This is a genomic window from Streptomyces sp. NPDC002476, from assembly GCF_042889785.1.
In the GTDB taxonomy this organism is placed as follows: Bacteria; Actinomycetota; Actinomycetes; order Streptomycetales; family Streptomycetaceae; genus Streptomyces.
Genome location: NZ_JBIARH010000026.1, coordinates 44,413 through 61,751, shown reverse-complemented (window position 1 = coordinate 61,751; position 17,339 = coordinate 44,413). Strand labels below are relative to the sequence as shown.

Annotated in this window: 17 protein-coding genes; 8 read left to right on the top strand and 9 right to left on the bottom strand. The window is 73.1% G+C overall.

The genetic code is table 11. The features are described from left to right. Positions 1 to 206 precede the first annotated feature (206 nt). Positions 207 to 1,070, bottom strand: a complete 864-nt coding sequence (locus ACFYXM_RS25820) for a response regulator transcription factor (RefSeq protein WP_389292748.1) — start codon at positions 1,068 to 1,070, stop codon at positions 207 to 209. Between the two features lie 157 nt (positions 1,071 to 1,227). Between ACFYXM_RS25820 and ACFYXM_RS25815 the strand changes: the two genes are divergently transcribed. Both ACFYXM_RS25815 and ACFYXM_RS25810 read left to right on the top strand, forming a co-directional pair. Then, a complete protein-coding gene (locus tag ACFYXM_RS25815; protein WP_389292746.1) occupies positions 1,228 to 2,910 on the top strand; it encodes an AMP-binding protein in 1,683 nt (560 codons plus the stop codon). Between the two features lie 55 nt (positions 2,911 to 2,965). Beyond that, positions 2,966 to 4,573, top strand: a complete 1,608-nt coding sequence (locus tag ACFYXM_RS25810) for an AMP-binding protein (RefSeq protein WP_389292744.1) — start codon at positions 2,966 to 2,968, stop codon at positions 4,571 to 4,573. A 31-nt stretch (positions 4,574 to 4,604) separates the two neighbouring features. Here ACFYXM_RS25810 and ACFYXM_RS25805 read toward each other — a convergent pair whose 3' ends face one another. Together ACFYXM_RS25805 and ACFYXM_RS25800 are read right to left on the bottom strand one after the other, a co-directional pair. Beyond that, positions 4,605 to 4,826 carry a hypothetical protein gene (locus ACFYXM_RS25805; protein ID WP_389292742.1) on the bottom strand — a complete coding sequence of 74 codons (222 nt, stop codon included), beginning with the start codon at positions 4,824 to 4,826 and terminating at the stop codon, positions 4,605 to 4,607. Positions 4,827 to 4,902: 76 nt separating this feature from the next. After that, positions 4,903 to 5,457: a GNAT family N-acetyltransferase gene (locus tag ACFYXM_RS25800; protein WP_389292740.1), complete on the bottom strand. Its 555-nt coding sequence runs from the start codon at positions 5,455 to 5,457 to the stop codon at positions 4,903 to 4,905. Positions 5,458 to 5,704: 247 nt separating this feature from the next. Here ACFYXM_RS25800 and ACFYXM_RS25795 point away from each other — a divergent pair, with 247 nt between their 5' ends. The 6 genes from ACFYXM_RS25795 to ACFYXM_RS25770 all read left to right on the top strand — a co-directional run bounded on the left by ACFYXM_RS25795 (position 5,705) and on the right by ACFYXM_RS25770 (position 10,063). Then, entirely contained in the window at positions 5,705 to 5,944 is a 240-nt protein-coding gene (locus tag ACFYXM_RS25795; RefSeq protein ID WP_073782297.1) for a hypothetical protein, read from the top strand. Further along, complete coding sequence (locus ACFYXM_RS25790; RefSeq protein ID WP_389292738.1) at positions 5,941 to 6,318, top strand: helix-turn-helix domain-containing protein; 378 nt, start codon at positions 5,941 to 5,943, stop codon at positions 6,316 to 6,318. Before ACFYXM_RS25795 ends, ACFYXM_RS25790 begins: the two co-directional genes overlap by 4 nt. A gap of 190 nt (positions 6,319 to 6,508) precedes the next feature. After that, positions 6,509 to 7,042, top strand: coding sequence for a 2-oxo-4-hydroxy-4-carboxy-5-ureidoimidazoline decarboxylase (gene uraD / locus ACFYXM_RS25785; protein WP_389292736.1), 534 nt, complete (start codon positions 6,509 to 6,511; stop codon positions 7,040 to 7,042). Between the two features lie 5 nt (positions 7,043 to 7,047). Next, positions 7,048 to 7,452 (top strand): hydroxyisourate hydrolase, encoded by a 405-nt coding sequence (gene uraH / locus ACFYXM_RS25780; RefSeq protein WP_389292734.1) that lies wholly within the window; start codon positions 7,048 to 7,050, stop codon positions 7,450 to 7,452. A gap of 7 nt (positions 7,453 to 7,459) precedes the next feature. Then, positions 7,460 to 8,407, top strand: coding sequence for a factor-independent urate hydroxylase (pucL, locus tag ACFYXM_RS25775; RefSeq protein WP_389292732.1), 948 nt, complete (start codon positions 7,460 to 7,462; stop codon positions 8,405 to 8,407). 258 nt (positions 8,408 to 8,665) lie between these two features. Then, complete coding sequence (locus ACFYXM_RS25770) at positions 8,666 to 10,063, top strand: 8-oxoguanine deaminase (protein ID WP_389292730.1); 1,398 nt, start codon at positions 8,666 to 8,668, stop codon at positions 10,061 to 10,063. Between the two features lie 154 nt (positions 10,064 to 10,217). On the opposite strand, the gene ACFYXM_RS25765 is transcribed toward ACFYXM_RS25770, so the two are convergent. The 6 genes from ACFYXM_RS25765 to ACFYXM_RS25740 form a co-directional block, all read right to left on the bottom strand. Then, complete coding sequence (locus ACFYXM_RS25765; RefSeq protein ID WP_389292728.1) at positions 10,218 to 10,526, bottom strand: SH3 domain-containing protein; 309 nt, start codon at positions 10,524 to 10,526, stop codon at positions 10,218 to 10,220. A gap of 264 nt (positions 10,527 to 10,790) precedes the next feature. Beyond that, positions 10,791 to 11,852, bottom strand: a complete 1,062-nt coding sequence (locus ACFYXM_RS25760; RefSeq protein WP_389292726.1) for an amidohydrolase family protein — start codon at positions 11,850 to 11,852, stop codon at positions 10,791 to 10,793. 22 nt (positions 11,853 to 11,874) lie between these two features. After that, positions 11,875 to 13,032: a VWA-like domain-containing protein gene (locus ACFYXM_RS25755; protein ID WP_389292816.1), complete on the bottom strand. Its 1,158-nt coding sequence runs from the start codon at positions 13,030 to 13,032 to the stop codon at positions 11,875 to 11,877. Between the two features lie 55 nt (positions 13,033 to 13,087). Beyond that, on the bottom strand, positions 13,088 to 14,326 hold the full coding sequence (locus tag ACFYXM_RS25750; protein ID WP_389292815.1) for an AAA family ATPase: 1,239 nt from the start codon (positions 14,324 to 14,326) through the stop codon (positions 13,088 to 13,090). Positions 14,327 to 14,400: 74 nt separating this feature from the next. Continuing rightward, complete coding sequence (locus ACFYXM_RS25745; protein ID WP_389292724.1) at positions 14,401 to 16,191, bottom strand: ankyrin repeat domain-containing protein; 1,791 nt, start codon at positions 16,189 to 16,191, stop codon at positions 14,401 to 14,403. Next, positions 16,188 to 17,324, bottom strand: a complete 1,137-nt coding sequence (locus ACFYXM_RS25740) for a gala protein (RefSeq protein ID WP_389292813.1) — start codon at positions 17,322 to 17,324, stop codon at positions 16,188 to 16,190. Before ACFYXM_RS25740 ends, ACFYXM_RS25745 begins: the two co-directional genes overlap by 4 nt. Between the last annotated feature and the right edge of the window lie 15 nt (positions 17,325 to 17,339).

Sequence of the window (17,339 nt, the reverse complement as noted above, 5' to 3'; positions counted from 1 at the left end):
CGCTCATGATGCGGGCGGCCGACCCGCGATCCCCGGTCCCGCGCCCCTCCGGCATGGCGGGCCGCACGGACCGGGGGGAGACCCCGGCCCCGGGCGTGTCTGCCGCGTCCGGTTCCGGCGGCGTACCGCTCACCCCGCCCCGGCGGAACCCGCCCTCCACCCGGCCCGGACGACGTGCCGCCCCGGTCGCGCGGACCGGGCGGGCCTCACGGCAGCAGCCCCGCGCGCCGCGCCGCCACCACCGCCTCCAGGCGCGTGTGCGCTCCCAGCTTGCGCATCGCCGAACGCAGATACCCCTTCACCGTCTCCGGCCGCAGCCCCAGCCGCTCCGCCGCCACCGCGTTCGTCGTGCCCGCGGCCACGCACGCGAGCACGTCCAGTTCGCGCGGCGCCAGCCGCACCTCGCACCGCCGCGGCTTCCCGGCGCCCGCCCCCGATCCGGCCCCGGCCGCCGAGGCGAGTCGTCCGCACACCGCGAGCAACTCCTCGCGCAGCGCGGGGTCGACGACCTTCGGGACCAGGGTGCGCAGCTCGCGATGGGCCTCGCGGACGTCCTCCCACGCCCCCGGGGCCGCGGACCCGGCGTCGGTGAGCTGCTCCCGCGTGACGGCCAGGAGCCGCTGCACCTCGTCCCGGACGACCAGGGCCTGCTCCACGTCGCGGGCCGCCGCCACCGCCGCGTCGAACGCGCGGTCCCCGAGCGTGACCGGCTCGCGCAGCGCCCCGTACAGCAGGCCGCGTACCTTGCGCCGTACGACCACGGGCACCGCGACCACGGAGCGCAGCCCCTCCGCCGCCACCGCCATGTCGTACTCGTGGCTGATGTGACGGGAGGCGCGGTAGTCGGTGACCGCGCACGGCCGGGACAGGGCGATCGACTTCCCGCCCAGGCCGCTGCCCGCCGAGATGACGAGCCCGCGCAGGGCGCCGGTCTGCGCCCCGTTCAGCTCCGCGATCCGTGCATGACGGGTGTCCGAGAGCAGCCCGCCGAAGGCGACGGGCAGCCCACTGGTCCGGCGCAGCCGCAGCAGGGCCGCTCCCATGTCGACGGGATTGTCGGGTTCCGGCACGCTGACGCCTCTCTGCCCGGCCGACGGCCGCACACCGCCGGTTCGAAGACACGGCCCGGGTGACCCACTCGGCGCACCCCCGTTCGGGGGTGGTGAGACCTGGGTCACTGTTTACATGATGTTAAGCGACCGGTCCGGTCCGCAATGAGGAGGGCACATGTCGGCAACCAGCGCGACGGAGACGTTCCGGGCCGCCCGGGACTTTCTGCTGCGTCACCGCGAGGACTACCAGGCGGCCTACGAGGGTTTCCGCTGGCCCAGGACCGATCACTTCAACTGGGCGCTCGACTGGTTCGATGTGATCGCGGAGAACAACGACCGCACCGCCCTGCACATCGTGGAGGAGGACGGCGACCGCACCGAGGTGTCCTTCGCCCGGATGTCCGCACGCTCCAACCGGGTCGCGAACTGGCTGCGCGCCCAGGGCGTCCGGGCCGGGGACCGGATCCTCGTCATGCTCGGCAACCAGGTCGAACTGTGGGAGACGGCCCTCGCCGCGATGAAGCTGCGCGCCGTCGTCGTCCCCGCCACCCCGCTCCTCGGCCCGGCCGACCTGCGGGACCGGGTGGAGCGCGGCCGGGTCCGGCACGTGCTGGTGCGGGACACCGACACCCCCAAGTTCGACGAGGTGCCCGGCGGCTACACCCGGATCGCCGTGGGCGCGGACGTGCCGGGCTGGCTGCCGTACACGGGTGCCGACGGCCACCCGGAGACGTACCGGGCGGACCGGGAGACGGACGCCGACGAGCCGCTGATGCTCTACTTCACCTCCGGCACCACCGCCAGTCCCAAGCTCGTCGAGCACACCCACGCGTCCTACCCCGTGGGCCACTTGTCGACGATGTACTGGATCGGTCTCAAGCCGGGCGACGTCCACCTCAACATCTCCTCGCCCGGCTGGGCCAAGCACGCCTGGTCGAACCTCTTCGCGCCCTGGACCGCCGAGGCGACCGTCTTCATCTTCAACTACACCCGCTTCGACGCGGCGCGGCTGATGGCCGAGATGGACCGCTCAGGGGTCACCAGCTTCTGCGCCCCGCCCACCGTCTGGCGGATGCTGATCCAGGCCGACCTCTCCCAGCTGAAGAACCCGCCGCGCGAGGTCGTGGCGGCCGGGGAGCCGCTGAACCCGGAGGTCATCGAGACGGTGCGGCGCGTCTGGGGCGTGACCATCCGGGACGGCTTCGGTCAGACCGAGACCTCCGTGCAGGTCGCCAACACCCCCGGCCAGCTGCTGAAGGCCGGGTCGATGGGGCGGCCCAGCCCGGGATTCCGGGTCGAGCTCCTCGACCCGGTGACCGGTGAGCCCGGCGCGCTCGAGGGCGAGATCTCGCTGGACCTGTCGGACCGCCCGGTGGGCCTGATGACCGGCTACCACGGCGACCCGGAGCGGACCGCGGAGGCGATGGCGGGCGGCTACTACCGCACCGGGGACATCGGCTCCCGGGACCTGGACGGCTACATCACCTATGTCGGCCGGGCCGACGACGTCTTCAAGGCGTCCGACTACAAGATCTCGCCGTTCGAGCTGGAGAGCGCGCTGCTGGAGCACGAGGCGGTCGCCGAGGCCGCGGTCGTGCCGGCCCCCGACCCGACGCGACTCGCCGTGCCGAAGGCGTACATCGTGCTCGCGGAGGGCTGGGAGCCCGGCCCGGACACCGCGAAGATCCTCTTCGAGCACTCCCGTTCGGTCCTCGCCCCGTACAAGCGCGTCCGCCGGCTGGAGTTCGCCGACCTGCCCAAGACCGTCTCCGGCAAGATCCGCCGCATCGAACTGCGCGAGCGCACGGCCCGCGGAACCGGCGCCGGCACCGAGTACGCCGAGGGGGACTTCCGATGAGCGGGCCGTCCCGCGCGCACGCCACCGGAACCGAGTACGTCGAGGGGGACCTGGGATGAGCGAACTGTCCTACGCGCACGGCACCGGCACCACGCCGCTGCTCGGCGACACCATCGGGCGCAGTCTCGACCGCGCCGTCGAGGCGTACGGCGACCGCGAGGCGCTGGTCGACGTCGCCTCCGGGCGGCGCTGGACGTACGCCGAGTTCGGCGCGGCGGTTGACGAGCTGGCCCGCGCGCTGATGGGGGCGGGCCTGGCCAAGGGCGACCGGGTCGGGATCTGGGCCGTCAACTGCCCGGAGTGGGTGCTCACGCAGTACGCCACGGCCCGGATCGGCGCCGTCCTGGTCAACATCAACCCGGCCTACCGGGCGCACGAGCTGAAGTACGTGCTGGAACAGGCCGGGATATCCCTCCTGATCTCCTCGCTCGCGCACCGCACCAGCGACTACCGCGCCCTCGTCGGCCGGGTCCGCGCCGACTGCCCCGCCCTGCGCGCCGTGCACTACATCGGCGATCCCTCGTGGGACGAACTCCTGGCCTCGGCCGCATCGGTGACGAGCAGTGAGCTCGCCGCCCGCGAGGCCGAGCTGTCCTGCGACGACCCGATCAACATCCAGTACACCTCCGGCACCACCGGCTTCCCCAAGGGCGCCACGCTCTCCCACCACAGCATCCTCAACAACGGTTATTTCGTGGGGGAGATGATCGCCTACACCGAACAGGACCGGGTCTGTCTGCCCGTCCCGTTCTACCACTGCTTCGGCATGGTGATGGGCAATCTCGCCACCACCTCGCACGGCGCCTGCATCGTGATCCCGGCCCCGGCCTTCGAGCCCGCGGCGGTGCTCGCCGCCGTGCAGCAGGAGCGCTGCACCTCGCTCTACGGCGTGCCCACGATGTTCATCGCGGAGCTGAACCTCCCCGACTTCGCCTCGTACGACCTCTCCTCGCTGCGCACCGGGATCATGGCCGGATCGCCGTGCCCGGTCGAGGTGATGAAGCGGGTCGTCGCCGAGATGCACATGGAGGAGGTGTCCATCTGCTACGGGATGACGGAGACCTCACCGGTCTCCACCCAGACCCGCCGGGACGACGACCTGGAGCGGCGCACCGGTACGGTCGGCCGGGTCATGCCGCATCTGGAGGTCAAGGTCGTCGACCCGGTGACGGGGGCGACCGTGGAGCGGGGCACGGCGGGCGAGCTGTGCACCCGCGGCTACAGCGTGATGCTCGGCTACTGGCAGGACCCCGAGCGCACCGCCCAGGTCATCGACCCCGGCCGCTGGATGCACACCGGGGATCTCGCGGTGATGCGCGGGGACGGCTATGTGGAGATCGTCGGCCGGATCAAGGACGTGATCATCCGGGGCGGCGAGAACGTGTACCCGCGGGAGGTCGAGGAGTTCCTCCACGGCCATCCGAAGATCGCGGACGTGCAGGTGGTGGGCGTGCCGGACGACACCTACGGCGAGGAGGTCCTCGCCTGTGTCATTCCGAGGGACCCGGCGGACCCGCCGACCCTGGACGAGATGACGGAGTTCTGCCGCGAGCAGCTGGCGCACTACAAGGTCCCGCGGGGCCTTCGGATCCTGGAGTCCTTCCCGATGACGGTCAGCGGGAAGGTCCGGAAGATCGAACTGCGCGAGGGCTACGGCGCGTAGGAACAGCGGTCCCGGCCGCGCCCGGGGGCGGTCAGGCGGCTTCGATGATGTCGCCGGCCGAACCCCGGGTGGCGGCCGCCCACTCGATCAGCAGTACCTCGTAGGCGGCGGACTCCACGGGGGACCATTCCTGCCCGGCCCGCGCGTCGACCAGCGCCCGTATCGCCTGGTTCGCCTCGGCGGCGGACGTACGGGACGAACGGGCCTGGTGCGAGGGGTCGGTGGACGGTACGTGTCGTGGAGTTAATGCCATGTACCCCACCTTAAGGCCCGCCACCGACAATCCCTCGAACATGTGTGGCCCATGGCCCGAACGTGACCGATTGCACTCAGCGTTGCCGCTCGGCTCCGGCGGGTCGAGGGGTGCGGTCGGTGTGCGGTGCGTCGCGCCGCATGCAGACCCTCGGCCACCGGTCCAGGCCGTGTTCCGCCTCCGCCGCCCTGATCTTCCGCAGCCCGTCGGTGAGTTCGGCATCGTCCAGCACGCGGAAGCCGAGCCGTGCGTAGTAGGGGGCGTTCCACGGCACATGGCGGAATGTCGTCAGCGTGAGCGCGTCCAGGCCCCGGCCCGCCGCCCAGCGGGCGAGATGGTCGATGAGCCCGCTGCCCAGCCGGCGCCGGGCGGCGGACGGGTGGACGGTGACCTGTTCGATGTGGGCCGCGCCGTCGACCTCGTCGGCGATCAGATAGCCGACCGGACGGTCGGCGTCGTCCACCGCCACCCAGGCGCGCCCCGCGCGCCGGTAGTCCTCCAACAGGTCGAGCGGCAGGGGGTCGTCGTCCGCGATCGCGGCCATGCCGAGCGCGCGGAACGGCTCGCCTGCGGCCCGTTCCATGTCCTGGAGCAGCGGCAGATCGGAGGGGCGGGCGCTACGGATGAGCATGCGCCCAGTATGGCGCCCGGGGTGACGGACGCACCGGCCGGTGCCCCGGGGCGTGCGCCGGGCGGTCCCCGGGAAGGCGTATCGGATGGTGTCCGGACGCCGCCGGCTGTTCAACGCGAACCACACCTCGGGCAACGCCGCGGTGCACCCCAGCGGCGCCGACGGCCCGCTGTCGTTAGGGTCGGGCCCCGGACCGCCGGTCCACCCGGGCACGGCGAACGCGAGTGGAGGCACAGTGCGCCTGAGAGTGGAGTTCACCACGGAGCCCTTCGATCTCGACGAGGCGCCCGCCCACGCGGTCGTGGCCCGTGAGGTCATCCGGACGGCCGAACTGGACGCCGTGGACGTCGGTCCCTTCGGCAACACGGCGGAGGGCGGCGCCGACCAGGTGCTCGGCACGGTGGACACCCTGCTGCGCAGCGTCCTCGCCTCGGGCGCGACCCGGGTGTCGCTCCAGGTCAACGTCATCGGGGAGGACGCCAAGTGACCGTCCCCGCGGACCACCCCCTCGTCGCGGCGGTCAAGCCGCTCGTCGACGCCATGGGTGCCGAACTGCTCGGGCCCGACCGGGCCCAGGCCGACGACGTGGTGCTGGCCTGGGAGGGCGAGGACGTCGTCGCGGTCCGGCTGCCCCAGCTCTCGGAGTCGCTCGACCACATCCTGGCCGCCCTGGAACGCCGCCACGGGATGCCGCTGTCGGAGCTGGACCGCAGGGCCAAGCAGGCGGTGGTGCGCAGTCTGGAGGCACGCGGGGCGTTCTCCGTGCGCCATGGCGTGGAGACGGTCGCGAGCGCGCTGGGCGTCAGCCGCTTCACCGTCTACAACTACCTGAACAGGGAAAGCGCCTCCAAGGAAGGGTAGTTGGAGACCTCGGCGGCCGGGATCCGCCAGACGTGGGTGGGGCCGCCGGCCGGATCCTCGGACGGCGGCCCCACGCGTTCGCGTAATTTCAACAAAGTGTTGACGTTGTGTCGCGGAGGGCGTTAGCTATGCGCAGCCCGACCGCCGCGGAGTGACGATTCGCATCGCGAGAACAGCCACGGAGGCTCCCGTGACTTCGAGCTCCACACCGGGCCTGTCCCGGTTCAACACCCTGGCGGAAGACGAGGCCACCGCCGCTCTGCACGAGGTGTGCGCCAGTACGGCATGGGGGAGAGCGATCCTCTCCCGACGCCCCTACGCCGACACCGGAGCCCTCCTTCGCGCCAGTGACGCCGCCACGGCCGCGCTGACCGCGGGGGACCTGGCCGAGGCGATGGCCGCTCACCCGCCGATCGGCCGCCCGAGGCCCGGCGATCCGGTCTCCTCCCGCGAACAGCGGGGGATGGCCGGGGCCTCGGAGGAACTCAGGACCGAGATGCTCGAACTGAACCTGGCCTACCAGGAACGGTTCGGACACGTCTTCCTGATCTGCGCCACCGGAGCCACCGGTGAACAGATGCGCGACGCCGTGAAGTCCCGGATCGGGAACTCGCCGGAGGCGGAAAGCGAACACGTGCGCACCGAACTCGGCAGGATCAACCGCATCCGGCTCACCCGCCTCGCCACGGAAGACACGTACCGCCCCGTCATGGAAAGAGAGTGAAGGTCTTGAGCACCTCCGCCACCGCATCGGTGTCCACCCACATCCTGGACACCAGCATCGGCCGCCCCGCCGCGGCCGTCGCCGTCCGGCTCACCGCCCGTGGCGGGAGGGACGCCCCGTGGACCGCGCTCGGCGGCTCCGCCACCGACGCGGACGGCCGCTGCAAGGACTTGCCGGCACTGCCGGAGGGCACCACCCACGTACGGCTCGACCTCGACACCGAGGCGTACTTCGAGTCGCACACCGCCGGCAAGAGGCCGGCCGGGGCACAGCAGGACGCCCCCCGAGCAAGGGACAGCGGCGTGTTCTTCCCCGAGGTGGCGATCACCTTCGCCGTCGTCCCGGGCGAGCACTATCACGTACCGCTGCTGCTCAACCCGTTCGGCTACTCCGTTTACCGAGGGAGCTAGCACCGACATGACCGCCGATTCCCCCCGCACCCGCCCTGTGATCCTCGGCCAGAACCAGTACGGCAAGGCGGAGAACCGCGTCGTCAGGATCACCCGGGACGGCGACACCCACCACATCAAGGACCTGAACGTCTCCGTCGCCCTCTCCGGCGCCATGGAGGACGTCCACTACTCCGGATCCAACGCCCACGTCCTGCCGACCGACACCACCAAGAACACGGTGTACGCGTTCGCCAAGAAGCACGGCATCGAATCCGCCGAGCAGTTCGGCATCCACCTCGCCCGCCACTTCGTGACGTCCCAGGAGCCGATCAAGGTCGCCCGGATCCGGATCGAGGAGTACTCCTGGGAGCGCATCGCCACCTCGGACACGAGCACGCGGTTCATCGGAGCCGACGAGGCCAAGCACTCCTTCGTCCGCCGGGGCCAGGAGACGCGCACGGCCCAGATCACCTACGACGGCGAGAAGTGGCAGATCGTCTCGGGGCTCAAGGACCTCGTGGTGATGAACTCCACGCACTCCGAGTTCCGGGGCTACGTCAAGGACGAGTACACCACGCTCAAGGAGGCGTACGACCGCATCCTCGCCACCGAGGTCTCCGCCCGGTGGCGGTTCAACTGGACGGACGACGAGAAGCGGATGCCCGACTGGGAGAAGTCCTACGAGCAGACCCGCGAGCACATGCTCCAGGCGTTCGCCGAGACCTACTCCCTCTCCCTCCAGCAGACCCTCTACCACATGGGTTCGCGCGTCATCGACCACCGCGGCGAGATCGACGAGATCCGCTTCTCACTGCCGAACAAGCACCACTTCCTCGTGGACCTGGAACCGTTCGGTCTCCAGAACGACAACGAGGTCTACTTCGCGGCGGACCGCCCGTACGGCCTCATCGAGGCCACCGTGCTGCGGGACGGCACCGAACCGCGGATCCCGGTCGACATGACCAATCTCTGAGCCGATCTCCGACGCGGCGCCGCGCCGGTCCCCCCGCCCGCACCACCCGGGCGGAGGGACCGGCCGGGCCGGAGGCAAACCCATGACACAGCCGGCATCCGGTCCGACGGACAACCGAGGCCCATGTCCCGACGGGCACCTCGGTCCACCCTCGGCCCAGGACCTGTTCTCGAACCACCGTCGCACGGCAGGCTGCGGTTCGAAGACAGACCCCAGGGTCCCGCCGTGCCCGTACCACCGGACAGAGAGGGAAGCGCCATGGCCGCAACATCAGTCCCCGAGCATGTGGAGCGCATCGTCGTCGAGCACTGCGCGATCGCGACCGTCGACGCCGACGACACCGAGTACGCCTCCGGGCACGTCGTCGTCGCGGGCAATCGCATCGAGAGCGTCGGGCCCGGCCCGGCACCCGGGGGCCTGGAGAACGTCGTACGCCGCGTCGACGGCACCGGGCACCTGGTCACCCCCGGCCTGGTCAACACGCACCACCACTTCTACCAGTGGATCACCCGCGGCCTCGCCACCGACCACAACCTGTTCGACTGGCTCGTCGCCCTCTACCCGACATGGGCGCGCATCGACGAACCGATGGTCCGCGCCGCGGCGCAGGGCTCGCTCGCCATGATGGCCCGGGGCGGGGTCACCACAGCCGTGGACCACCATTACGTCCACCCGCGGGACGCCGGTGACCTGTCCGGTGCCATCATCGGGGCCGCCCGTGACATGGGCGTACGATTCACCCTCGCCCGGGGCTCCATGGACCGGGGCGAGTCGGACGGGGGACTGCCCCCGGACTTCGCCGTGGAGACCCTCGACGGCGCGCTCGCCGCCACCGAGGCGACCGTCGACGCCCACCACGACCCCTCGTTCGACGCGATGACCCGGATCGCCGTCGCTCCCTGCTCCCCGTTCTCCATCTCCACCGAACTCCTCCGCGAGGGCGCCGAGCTGGCCCGCCGCAAGGGGGTGCGCCTGCACACCCACGGCTCGGAGACCGTGGAGGAGGAGAAGTTCTGCCACGAACTCTTCGGCATGGGACCGACCGACTACTTCGCGTCGACCGGCTGGCTCGGCGACGACGTGTGGATGGCGCACTGCGTCCACATGAACGACTCCGACATCGCCGTCTTCGCCCGCACCGGCACCGGCGTCGCGCACTGCCCCTCGTCCAACGCCCGGCTCGCCGCGGGCATCGCGCGCGTCCCCGACATGCTCGCGGCCGGTGTCCCGGTCGGCCTCGGCGTCGACGGCACCGCGTCCAACGAGTCCGGCGAACTCCACACCGAACTGCGCAACGCCCTCCTCGTCAATCGGCTCGGGACCCATCGGGAGAAGGCCCTGAACGCCCGTCAGGCCCTGCGCCTGGCAACGCGCGGCGGCGCCCGGGTGCTGGGCCGCGCCGACGAGATCGGCTCCCTGGAACCCGGCAAGCTCGCCGACCTGGTGCTCTGGAACATGGACACCCTCGCCCACGCCTCCATCGCGGACCCGGTCACCGCGCTCGTCCTCGGCGCCGCCGCCCCGGTCACCCTCTCCCTCGTCGACGGCAGACCGGTCGTCGAGGACGGCCGCCTGATCACCGCGGACGAGGACGCCATCGCCCGTACCACCCGCGACGAGGCTCGCCGCCTCGCGCGGCTCGCCGCCGGGGCCTGACACCCCGGAACACCCCGTACCGGGCGGCCGAGGGGGACGGCCGCCGGAACGTCACGAGGCCCCGCACCACGCGGTGAGCGCGGTGCGGGGCCCTGCGGGGACGGGGCAGGGGCGCTCGGACCTCAGCGGCCGAGGGCCCCGGGGCGCGGCGGCCTCAGCAGTTGAGGTAGGCCGTGTGGATCCAGACGCCGGTGCGTCCGCCCCACAGGTCGCCCATGACCCAGTTGCCCTGCCTGCCGCGCTTCTCGAGGTTCTGGCCCTTGTTCACCTGGCCCAGGACCGGGTAGTCCGTGCCCGGTCCGCCGCGGAAGTTCACCCCGTTGTCGTTGACGGTGCAGACCGCGGCCGGTGCCTTCGCCGCGGGCGCGGCGACCGGGCTCTGCACGGCCTGGGCGGCCGGGCTGAACGCCAGGCCCAGACCGGCGGTCAGGGCCGCCGCGGCCAGCGTCGTCCTCTTCGTCATGCGGTTCTCTCCTCCGTTCTCCGGCCCACTGTGCGTGAGCCGTTCGCCAGCCCCAACGCAGCCGCCGATCGTCGGGTCACGGGTCCGGACGATCTTCGGGGGAGGAATGAAAGCGCAGGTCATATGACGTGCGCACCGGCGTACGCGGCCTACGGCGCGCACGCTCCTCGCGCCGGGCGGCCGGAGGTTTGCCCTGCGGCGGCCTGGGACACGGCCGCCGCCCGGCCCAGGACGATCACGGCGCCGGTCCCGGGGGTGGCGCGCTCACCGCACCACGCGCCCCCGCAGCACGATCCGGCTCGGGTGCTCCAGAACGGCCGGGTCCCGTGTCGGATCGGCCGCGTACGCGACGACATCGGCCGGAGCCCCGTCGACGAGGCCCGGCAGCCCGAGCCAGGCCCGCGCCGTCCAGGACGCCGCCCCGAGCGCCGCCGTGGCCGACAGCCCGGCCCGTACCAGCCAGGACATCTCGCCCGCGACCGTTCCGCACGGGAAGGTGTCGGTGCCCGCCAGGACCGTGACACCCGCCTCGTGGGCGGCTCGCACGGTGCCGGGCATGACGTCCCAGCCCGCCAGCCACAGATCGCGGCGCACGCCCGGCTCCCGCGCCCGCATCTCGTCCGCCCGCGCGCCGAAGGCGCCGAGCGTCGGGACGAACGCCGTGCCCTGCGCGGCCATCCGGTCGAGCAGCGCCGGGTCCAGATGCATCCCGTGCTCCAGGCTGTCGGCGCCCGCCAGCACGGCGTTGCGCGAGCCCTCGGTGGTCTGGCAGTGCACGGCGACCTTCCCGCCCACCGCGTGCACCGCCTCCACGACCGAGGTCAACAGCGGCAGCGGCACGGCCGGTTCGTCCTGCGCCCAGTCGCCGATCACCTTGCACCAGCCGGACGAGGCGGTGGCCTCCTCCACAGCGGCCCGCACCAGTTCGTCCTCGGTCACATCGCGCCCGAAGCCGGGGAAGAACCGGCCGGGCGTGGCCAGCCACCGCCCCGCCGACGTCACACGCGGCAGCCTCGGGTCCTCGTCCACCCACGCCGGCATCCGCGCCGCGGTGCCCGGGGTGCGCACCGCCAGCACCCCGGCATCCCGGTGCTCACCCAACTGCTCGCGCAGCAGTTCCTCGTCGAACGGTTCGTCCGTCGACAGCGCCCCCGGATGGGTGTGCACGTCGACGAGTCCGGGCAGCAGCCAGCCGCCGTCGACGACCAACTCCGTGTCCCGCCCCGCGAGTCCGTCCGGCGGTGCGCCCTCGCGCAGCACTCCGCCGTCGATCCGGAACACCCGCTCCTCGCGTTCCGGCAGCACGATTCCTCGTATGCACAACATCGGCCGACCGTACGTCACTGAGTCAGCCGGTGACGCGCACCGTCTCCACCCACTGCGGCGGCTGCGGGGCATCCGCGCCGATCAGCGCCGCGACGAGCCGGCACGAAGGTGCCTCGTCCGGCCAGGGGGTGAAGCCGTCGGTGAGGACGACGACGATGTTCGGCCGGTCCCGGGCCGCGAGCGCGGCGGCGATGCCCACCCGCATGTCGGTGCCGCCACCCCCGCCCAGGGCGACCTGCTCGGCGGAGGTCACCCGCGACACGCTCTGCACGTCCGCGTCGCAGGCCAGTACCGTGACCCGGTTGCCCCGGACGCCCACCTCCCGCAGCACACCGGTGACCTCGCCCAGCGCCGCGCCGAGTTCGTCGTCCCCCATCGACCCCGAGGTGTCGATGACCACGGCGACCCGGGGCAGCGGACGGCGCAGGCTGGGCAGGACCACGCCGCGCAGCGCCGCACTGCGCCGGGAGGGACGCCGGTACGTGTAGTCCATCGCCCCGGCCGCCCAGGCCGCGGCCTCGCGGACGGCGCCCGCGAGCGCCTGCCGCCAGTCGATGCTGGGCTCCAGGATCCCGTCGGCCCAGCGCTCCCAGCCCCCCGGGAGCGTGCCCCGGGTGCGCCGGTGAGCACGCATGGCCTCCGCGGTGTGCCGCCGCAGCGCCTGCGCCTCCACCGGGCCCAGGCTCGTCGGCCCCTGGCTCCCGGGCAGTTCCCAGGGCGCGGGCTGCCCGTGCGCGCCCGAACCGCAGTCGTGGGCGGGCGACCCCGGCGGAATCGACGGCAGGTAGTCCTCGAAGAGCCGCCCGGTCGGCAGGCCGAAGAGACGGGGTTCCAACCGGCCCGCCGGCAGCGGCAGTCCGTCCGCGATCAGGTCGTCGTTGATCTCACAGTCCTGCGCCACGTTGAGGCGGTGGTGGTCGCGCCGGTCGGAGGCGGGCAGCCGTTCCGCGCGGCCGTGGTGGTCGCGCAGCAGATGCGCCACCTCGTGCAGCCACACCCCGGCCAGCTCCGCCACCGGCGTCGCCTCCACGAAGGCGGGCGACACGTAGCACCGCCAGTGCCGGTCCACTCCCATCGTCGGTACCTCGGCGCTCGGCACCACCGACAGCGCGTACAGCGCCGAGGCCAGATACGGCCGGTCGGTCGCCGCCCGGTAGCGGGCGGCGAGCAGCTTGGTCATGTCCAACTGGGCCCGCCCCGGGGCGGCTTCCGGCTTCGCCACCTCCGTACCCGCCTCAGCCGCTCTGGGGCAGCGCGCCGGACAGCTGGAGCAGTTCCACGAACGCGTCGATGCCCTCGGGCACCGGCCAGTCGGTGTCCCGCATCGACGCCAGGTCGACCGCCGCCCTGGCCGCCACGTCGGGCACGCCCGCGTCCACGGCCTTCGCCAGCACCGCCCAGCCCGCCTCCCAGCGCTTCTGGGTGAGATCGCCCTGGACGGCCGCCACGATCGCGATGAGGAAGGCCAGTTGGCGGTCGCCGCGCTCCGGCAGGGCGAACGCGTCGGGGTTGGCCAGCACCCGGTCCGGGTCGGGCAGGTCGAGGTTCTCCAGGTACGACAGCAGCTCGATGCCCGCGCCGTCGCCCACCGCCCCGGCCAGCGCGGCGGCGAGTGCCTCCCGCCCGGCGCCCGTCGCGTACCCGGTGGCGAGCAGCCGCAGCGCCATGTCCCAGGTACGCGGCGACGGCCAGGCCCGTCCCCGGCTCTCCGCGTCGGCGGGGATGTGGTGGACGAGACCCGGGCGCGCGGTGAGGAAGCCGGAGACCGCTCCGCGGGCCCGTGCCGCCGACCCCGGGACGCGGGCGGCGTCGACGACGGGGACCGTCACCTCGGGCCAGGTACCGGCCATGCCGCGCGCCACCGTGCGCGGGTCGTGCGTCCACAGCAGATGCACGAAGCGGTTGGCGAGCGGCGGGCTGAGGTGCCACCCGTCCGCCGCGCTCGACGGCGGGTTCGCCGCGGCCACGATACGCACCGACTCGGGCAACGTCAGGCTGCCCACCCGCCGTTCCAGCACCACGCGCAGCAACGCCGCCTGTACCGCGGGGGGAGCGGACGACAACTCGTCGAAGAACAGCAGCCCCCGGCCCGTGCGCGCCAGCCGCACCGCCCAGTCCGGCGGGGCCATCGGCACCCCGGTCACGGCCGGGTCGTCACCGACGACCGGCAGCCCGGCGAAGTCGGACGGCTCGTGCACACTGGCGATGACCGTCTCCAGTCCGAGACCGAGCCCGGCGGCGAGCTGTTCCATGCCGGCCGACTTGCCGATCCCCGGCTCGCCCCACAGCAGGACGGGCTGATTGGCCGTCACCGCCAGTGCCAATGCTTCGAGTTGAGGGTTGGTGGCGGCTTCCGTACGGGACGAGCGGAGCCGGCGGTTGAGCTCGTCGGCGGCGTCCAGCGGCCCCGGCGCGGCGGCCGGAGCCGACGGCCCGGGCGGCTCCGCGAGTCCGGCGGCCGGTGACGGCGTCACGGGCGGACGCCCCGCCGGGGCGACGGGGGAGGGCGTCGCGGGCGGCTGCCCCGCGGTGTCACGGGCGACGGTGCTCACTCGTCCTCGTCCTCACTCTCGTACTCCTCCCGCTCCTCCTGCCACTCGTCCCACCATTCGGCACCGATGCCCGGGTGCTCCTTCTCCACCCGTTCCCGGAGGAACTGCAGGTCCGTCCGGCGGTACATGCGGATCAGCTGGGCCAGCGAGAGCTCCGTCTGGTCGGTGACGTCGATCCGTGCCCCGGCCTCGACCAGTGCCCTCACCAGCTCCGCCGAACCCCGGTCGGCGACCGCCACGCAGAGCGGGGTGCGCTCCCGGTGGTCCGGCGCCTCCAGATCGAGACCGGCGTCCAGCAGCCGGGACAGCAGGGGCTCGTGGTCCAGGAAGTGCAGCACGTGGAGCAGACCGCGCCGTCCGGCGTCCCGCATCCGGGGATCCACGCCCGCGTCCAACAGCTCCAGCACCCCCGGGGTGTCGCCGTGCTGGGCGCGCAGGAAGAGGTCCCGCCGCTGGGCCCGCAGGGCCTTGGGGAGCCGGCCGGTGCCGGTGGTGCAGGAGTGCTCCACCGCGAAGCACCCGGTGACCGCGCCGCCGAAGGCGCGCAGCGCGTTCTCGCGCTGCTGCTCCTGCACGCTGTGCGGGGTGGCGAGCCTGCCGTCCCGGAAGGCGACCTCGTGCCATTCGCCGCGGCACCGCACACGTACCGGTGCGGGCGGCGTCGGCCCCGGCGGACCGGCCGGCTCCGCACCGGGGAACACGACACCGGGGAACAGGGCCTCCCCGACCAGCGGATGCAGCTGAGCCGGAGTCAGCGCACCGGTCCGCAGCAGGTCGAGATCCGGCAGCCGCCGCCAGTGCGCCGGAGGGAGCAAGGGCACGTCCGCGACCGTGTCGCGCCCGACGAGCCCGATCCGCAGCCGCCTGTCGCCGTAATCGCCCGTGAACTCCAGCAGGATGCGGGCGTACCAGTCCCCGCTGATCTGGAGGCGGTCCGTCGCGTACAGCTCCGCGAACCGTCGGGCCTCGGTTTCCAGGCGGGGGACGTCCAGGGCGAGCCGTCCCAGGACCGACTCCGGCTCCGCCCGGTGCCAGGACGGCGTGTCCGGCTCGGTCGTGTCCAGCTCGATCCCGGCCGCCGCGAGGGAGTCGGCGACCCGCCCGCGTTGGTGCAGCAGCGTCACCCATTCGGCGTGGGCCACCGGGTCGGCGGTTCCGGGGTCAGCGCCGGGCAGTTCGTCCGCCCCGAGCGGAGTGCCGTCGGCGTGGAGGAACGGCGACCGGACCGCACTGCCGACGCGGGCGCGGAGTTCACCGGTGCGCCGCGCGTCCCACAGGTACCGGCAGGCCCGCCAGTCCATGGCCCCCGGGCGGAAGGTACGGGAACCGCCGCCGAGCCGCACCGTCCCGAACCGGAGCGAGATCCGCTGCGGACCCTCGATCATCGGGGGAGTGCGCAGGTACAGGTACGGGACGTCCGCCTCGGGCGCACCCTCCACGGCGCCGTACCCCGCCAGGACGACGGTCAGGTCGGCGGCGAGCGTCGAGCGTCCGCCCAGCACGCGCGGCAGGTGCCAGCGCACCAGGTCCGGCACCAGATGGCGCAGATCCTCGCCGAGCGCCGCGGCCACGTCGGGCCCGTGCGCCGAGGCGATCTCCGACAGGTCGAAGGCCACGTCGAACAGGGCCGCCGCGCAGGCCCCCCGCCAGTCACCGTCCGCGCGCCGCTCGGCGGACGCCTCGATCATCCAGCGGGGCACCGCGTACCGGCGCACCTGCCGCAGGCTCGCCGTCTCCTCCGGATCGAAGAGCCTCGTCCCCGCGTCCGGATCCGTCTTCGGGCTCATCGGTAGACGCTCCTGACCGCGAGCAGGTCCGCGTGGGCGCCGCGGTCCGGGCGCAGTCGCGCGGCGAAGGAACGCTTCACCCGGCGGGGCAGACCGGGGCCCAGCCCCACGTACTCCAGGCGGGAGCGCGAGTCGACGGCGGCCAGCAGGGTCTTCGCGCCCCGTCCGGTGAGCCCGGTGTGGCGCAGCTCCAGCCGTCGCAGCGGACTGCCGTGCAGCGCCCCGGCCAGCGCGTCGGCGCCGGGGTCACCGGTGAGGTTGGAGCTGGCCCCGAGGGTCCGTTCGGACAGCGGGCGGCCCAGATCGAGTGCCTCGATCCCGTCGAGCGCGTCGGCCAGGGCGCGCGCCCCGTCGGGCCCGATCCCGTTGCCGCCGAGGCCGAGCCGGACGGGCCGGGCGGGGTCGGCGGCGGCAGCGAGCACGGCGGTACCGGTGTCACCGAGGTGGTTGGACGGCAGGTAGAGCTCCCGAACCCCCGCGTCCCGGATCAGGGCGGCGAGCAGCGGCGCGGCGTCGGGGCCGAGCCCGTTGCCGCCGAGGAACAGCCGCTCGACCGGCCGGGACCGTTCGGCGAGCGCGGAGAGGAGCGCGCCGAGGCCCTCCGTGGAGAGCCCGGTGTTGACCAGGTCGAGGGTGCGCAGCTCGGTGTTGCGCCGCAGCATCGCCGCGAGCGCCCGGACACCGGCGTCGCCCACGGGGTTGCGCTTCAGCCACAGCGCCCGCACGGTGTCGTCCCCGGCGAGCGCGCCGGCGAGCGCCGAGGCCCCGTCGGCTCCGATCCGGTTGCAGCCGAGGTAGACGGTGCGCAGGCCGTGCCCGTCGGTCGCGAGCGAGTCGGCGACGGCCCGCGCTCCCTCGTCGCCCAGCGAGTTGGTGCCGAGCAGTACGTGCGCGGCGTGCGGGGACCGTGCGGCGGCGGGCATCACCCGGACCGTACCCGCCACACCGAGCCCCTGCTTGCACAGATCGACCCGGCCGTCCGTCCGCAAGGAACCGAGCGCGTAGGTCTCGTCCGCCTCGACCGGACGCACCGAACCCAGCCGCTCCAGCAATGGATCCAGCAGTGCCGGGTCGGCGAGCGGAATGTCCGGGTGCTCGATCGCGGGACAGCGCACGGGCATCGGCTGCAACATCACTACTCCCAGGTC

What these genes read in the sequence shown, in the direction of transcription:
- ACFYXM_RS25760 (WP_389292726.1), bottom strand. Translation starts at nt 11,852, where the DNA reads ATGTTGTGCATACGAGGAATCGTGCTGCCGGAACGCGAGGAGCGGGTG.
- ACFYXM_RS25800 (WP_389292740.1), bottom strand. Translation starts at nt 5,457, where the DNA reads ATGCTCATCCGTAGCGCCCGCCCCTCCGATCTGCCGCTGCTCCAGGAC.
- ACFYXM_RS25740 (WP_389292813.1), bottom strand. Translation starts at nt 17,324, where the DNA reads ATGTTGCAGCCGATGCCCGTGCGCTGTCCCGCGATCGAGCACCCGGAC.
- ACFYXM_RS25815 (WP_389292746.1), top strand. Translation starts at nt 1,228, where the DNA reads ATGTCGGCAACCAGCGCGACGGAGACGTTCCGGGCCGCCCGGGACTTT.
- ACFYXM_RS25770 (WP_389292730.1), top strand. Translation starts at nt 8,666, where the DNA reads ATGGCCGCAACATCAGTCCCCGAGCATGTGGAGCGCATCGTCGTCGAG.
- pucL (WP_389292732.1), top strand. Translation starts at nt 7,460, where the DNA reads ATGACCGCCGATTCCCCCCGCACCCGCCCTGTGATCCTCGGCCAGAAC.
- ACFYXM_RS25805 (WP_389292742.1), bottom strand. Translation starts at nt 4,826, where the DNA reads ATGGCATTAACTCCACGACACGTACCGTCCACCGACCCCTCGCACCAG.
- ACFYXM_RS25745 (WP_389292724.1), bottom strand. Translation starts at nt 16,191, where the DNA reads ATGAGCCCGAAGACGGATCCGGACGCGGGGACGAGGCTCTTCGATCCG.
- ACFYXM_RS25755 (WP_389292816.1), bottom strand. Translation starts at nt 13,032, where the DNA reads ATGACCAAGCTGCTCGCCGCCCGCTACCGGGCGGCGACCGACCGGCCG.
- ACFYXM_RS25810 (WP_389292744.1), top strand. Translation starts at nt 2,966, where the DNA reads ATGAGCGAACTGTCCTACGCGCACGGCACCGGCACCACGCCGCTGCTC.
- ACFYXM_RS25765 (WP_389292728.1), bottom strand. Translation starts at nt 10,526, where the DNA reads ATGACGAAGAGGACGACGCTGGCCGCGGCGGCCCTGACCGCCGGTCTG.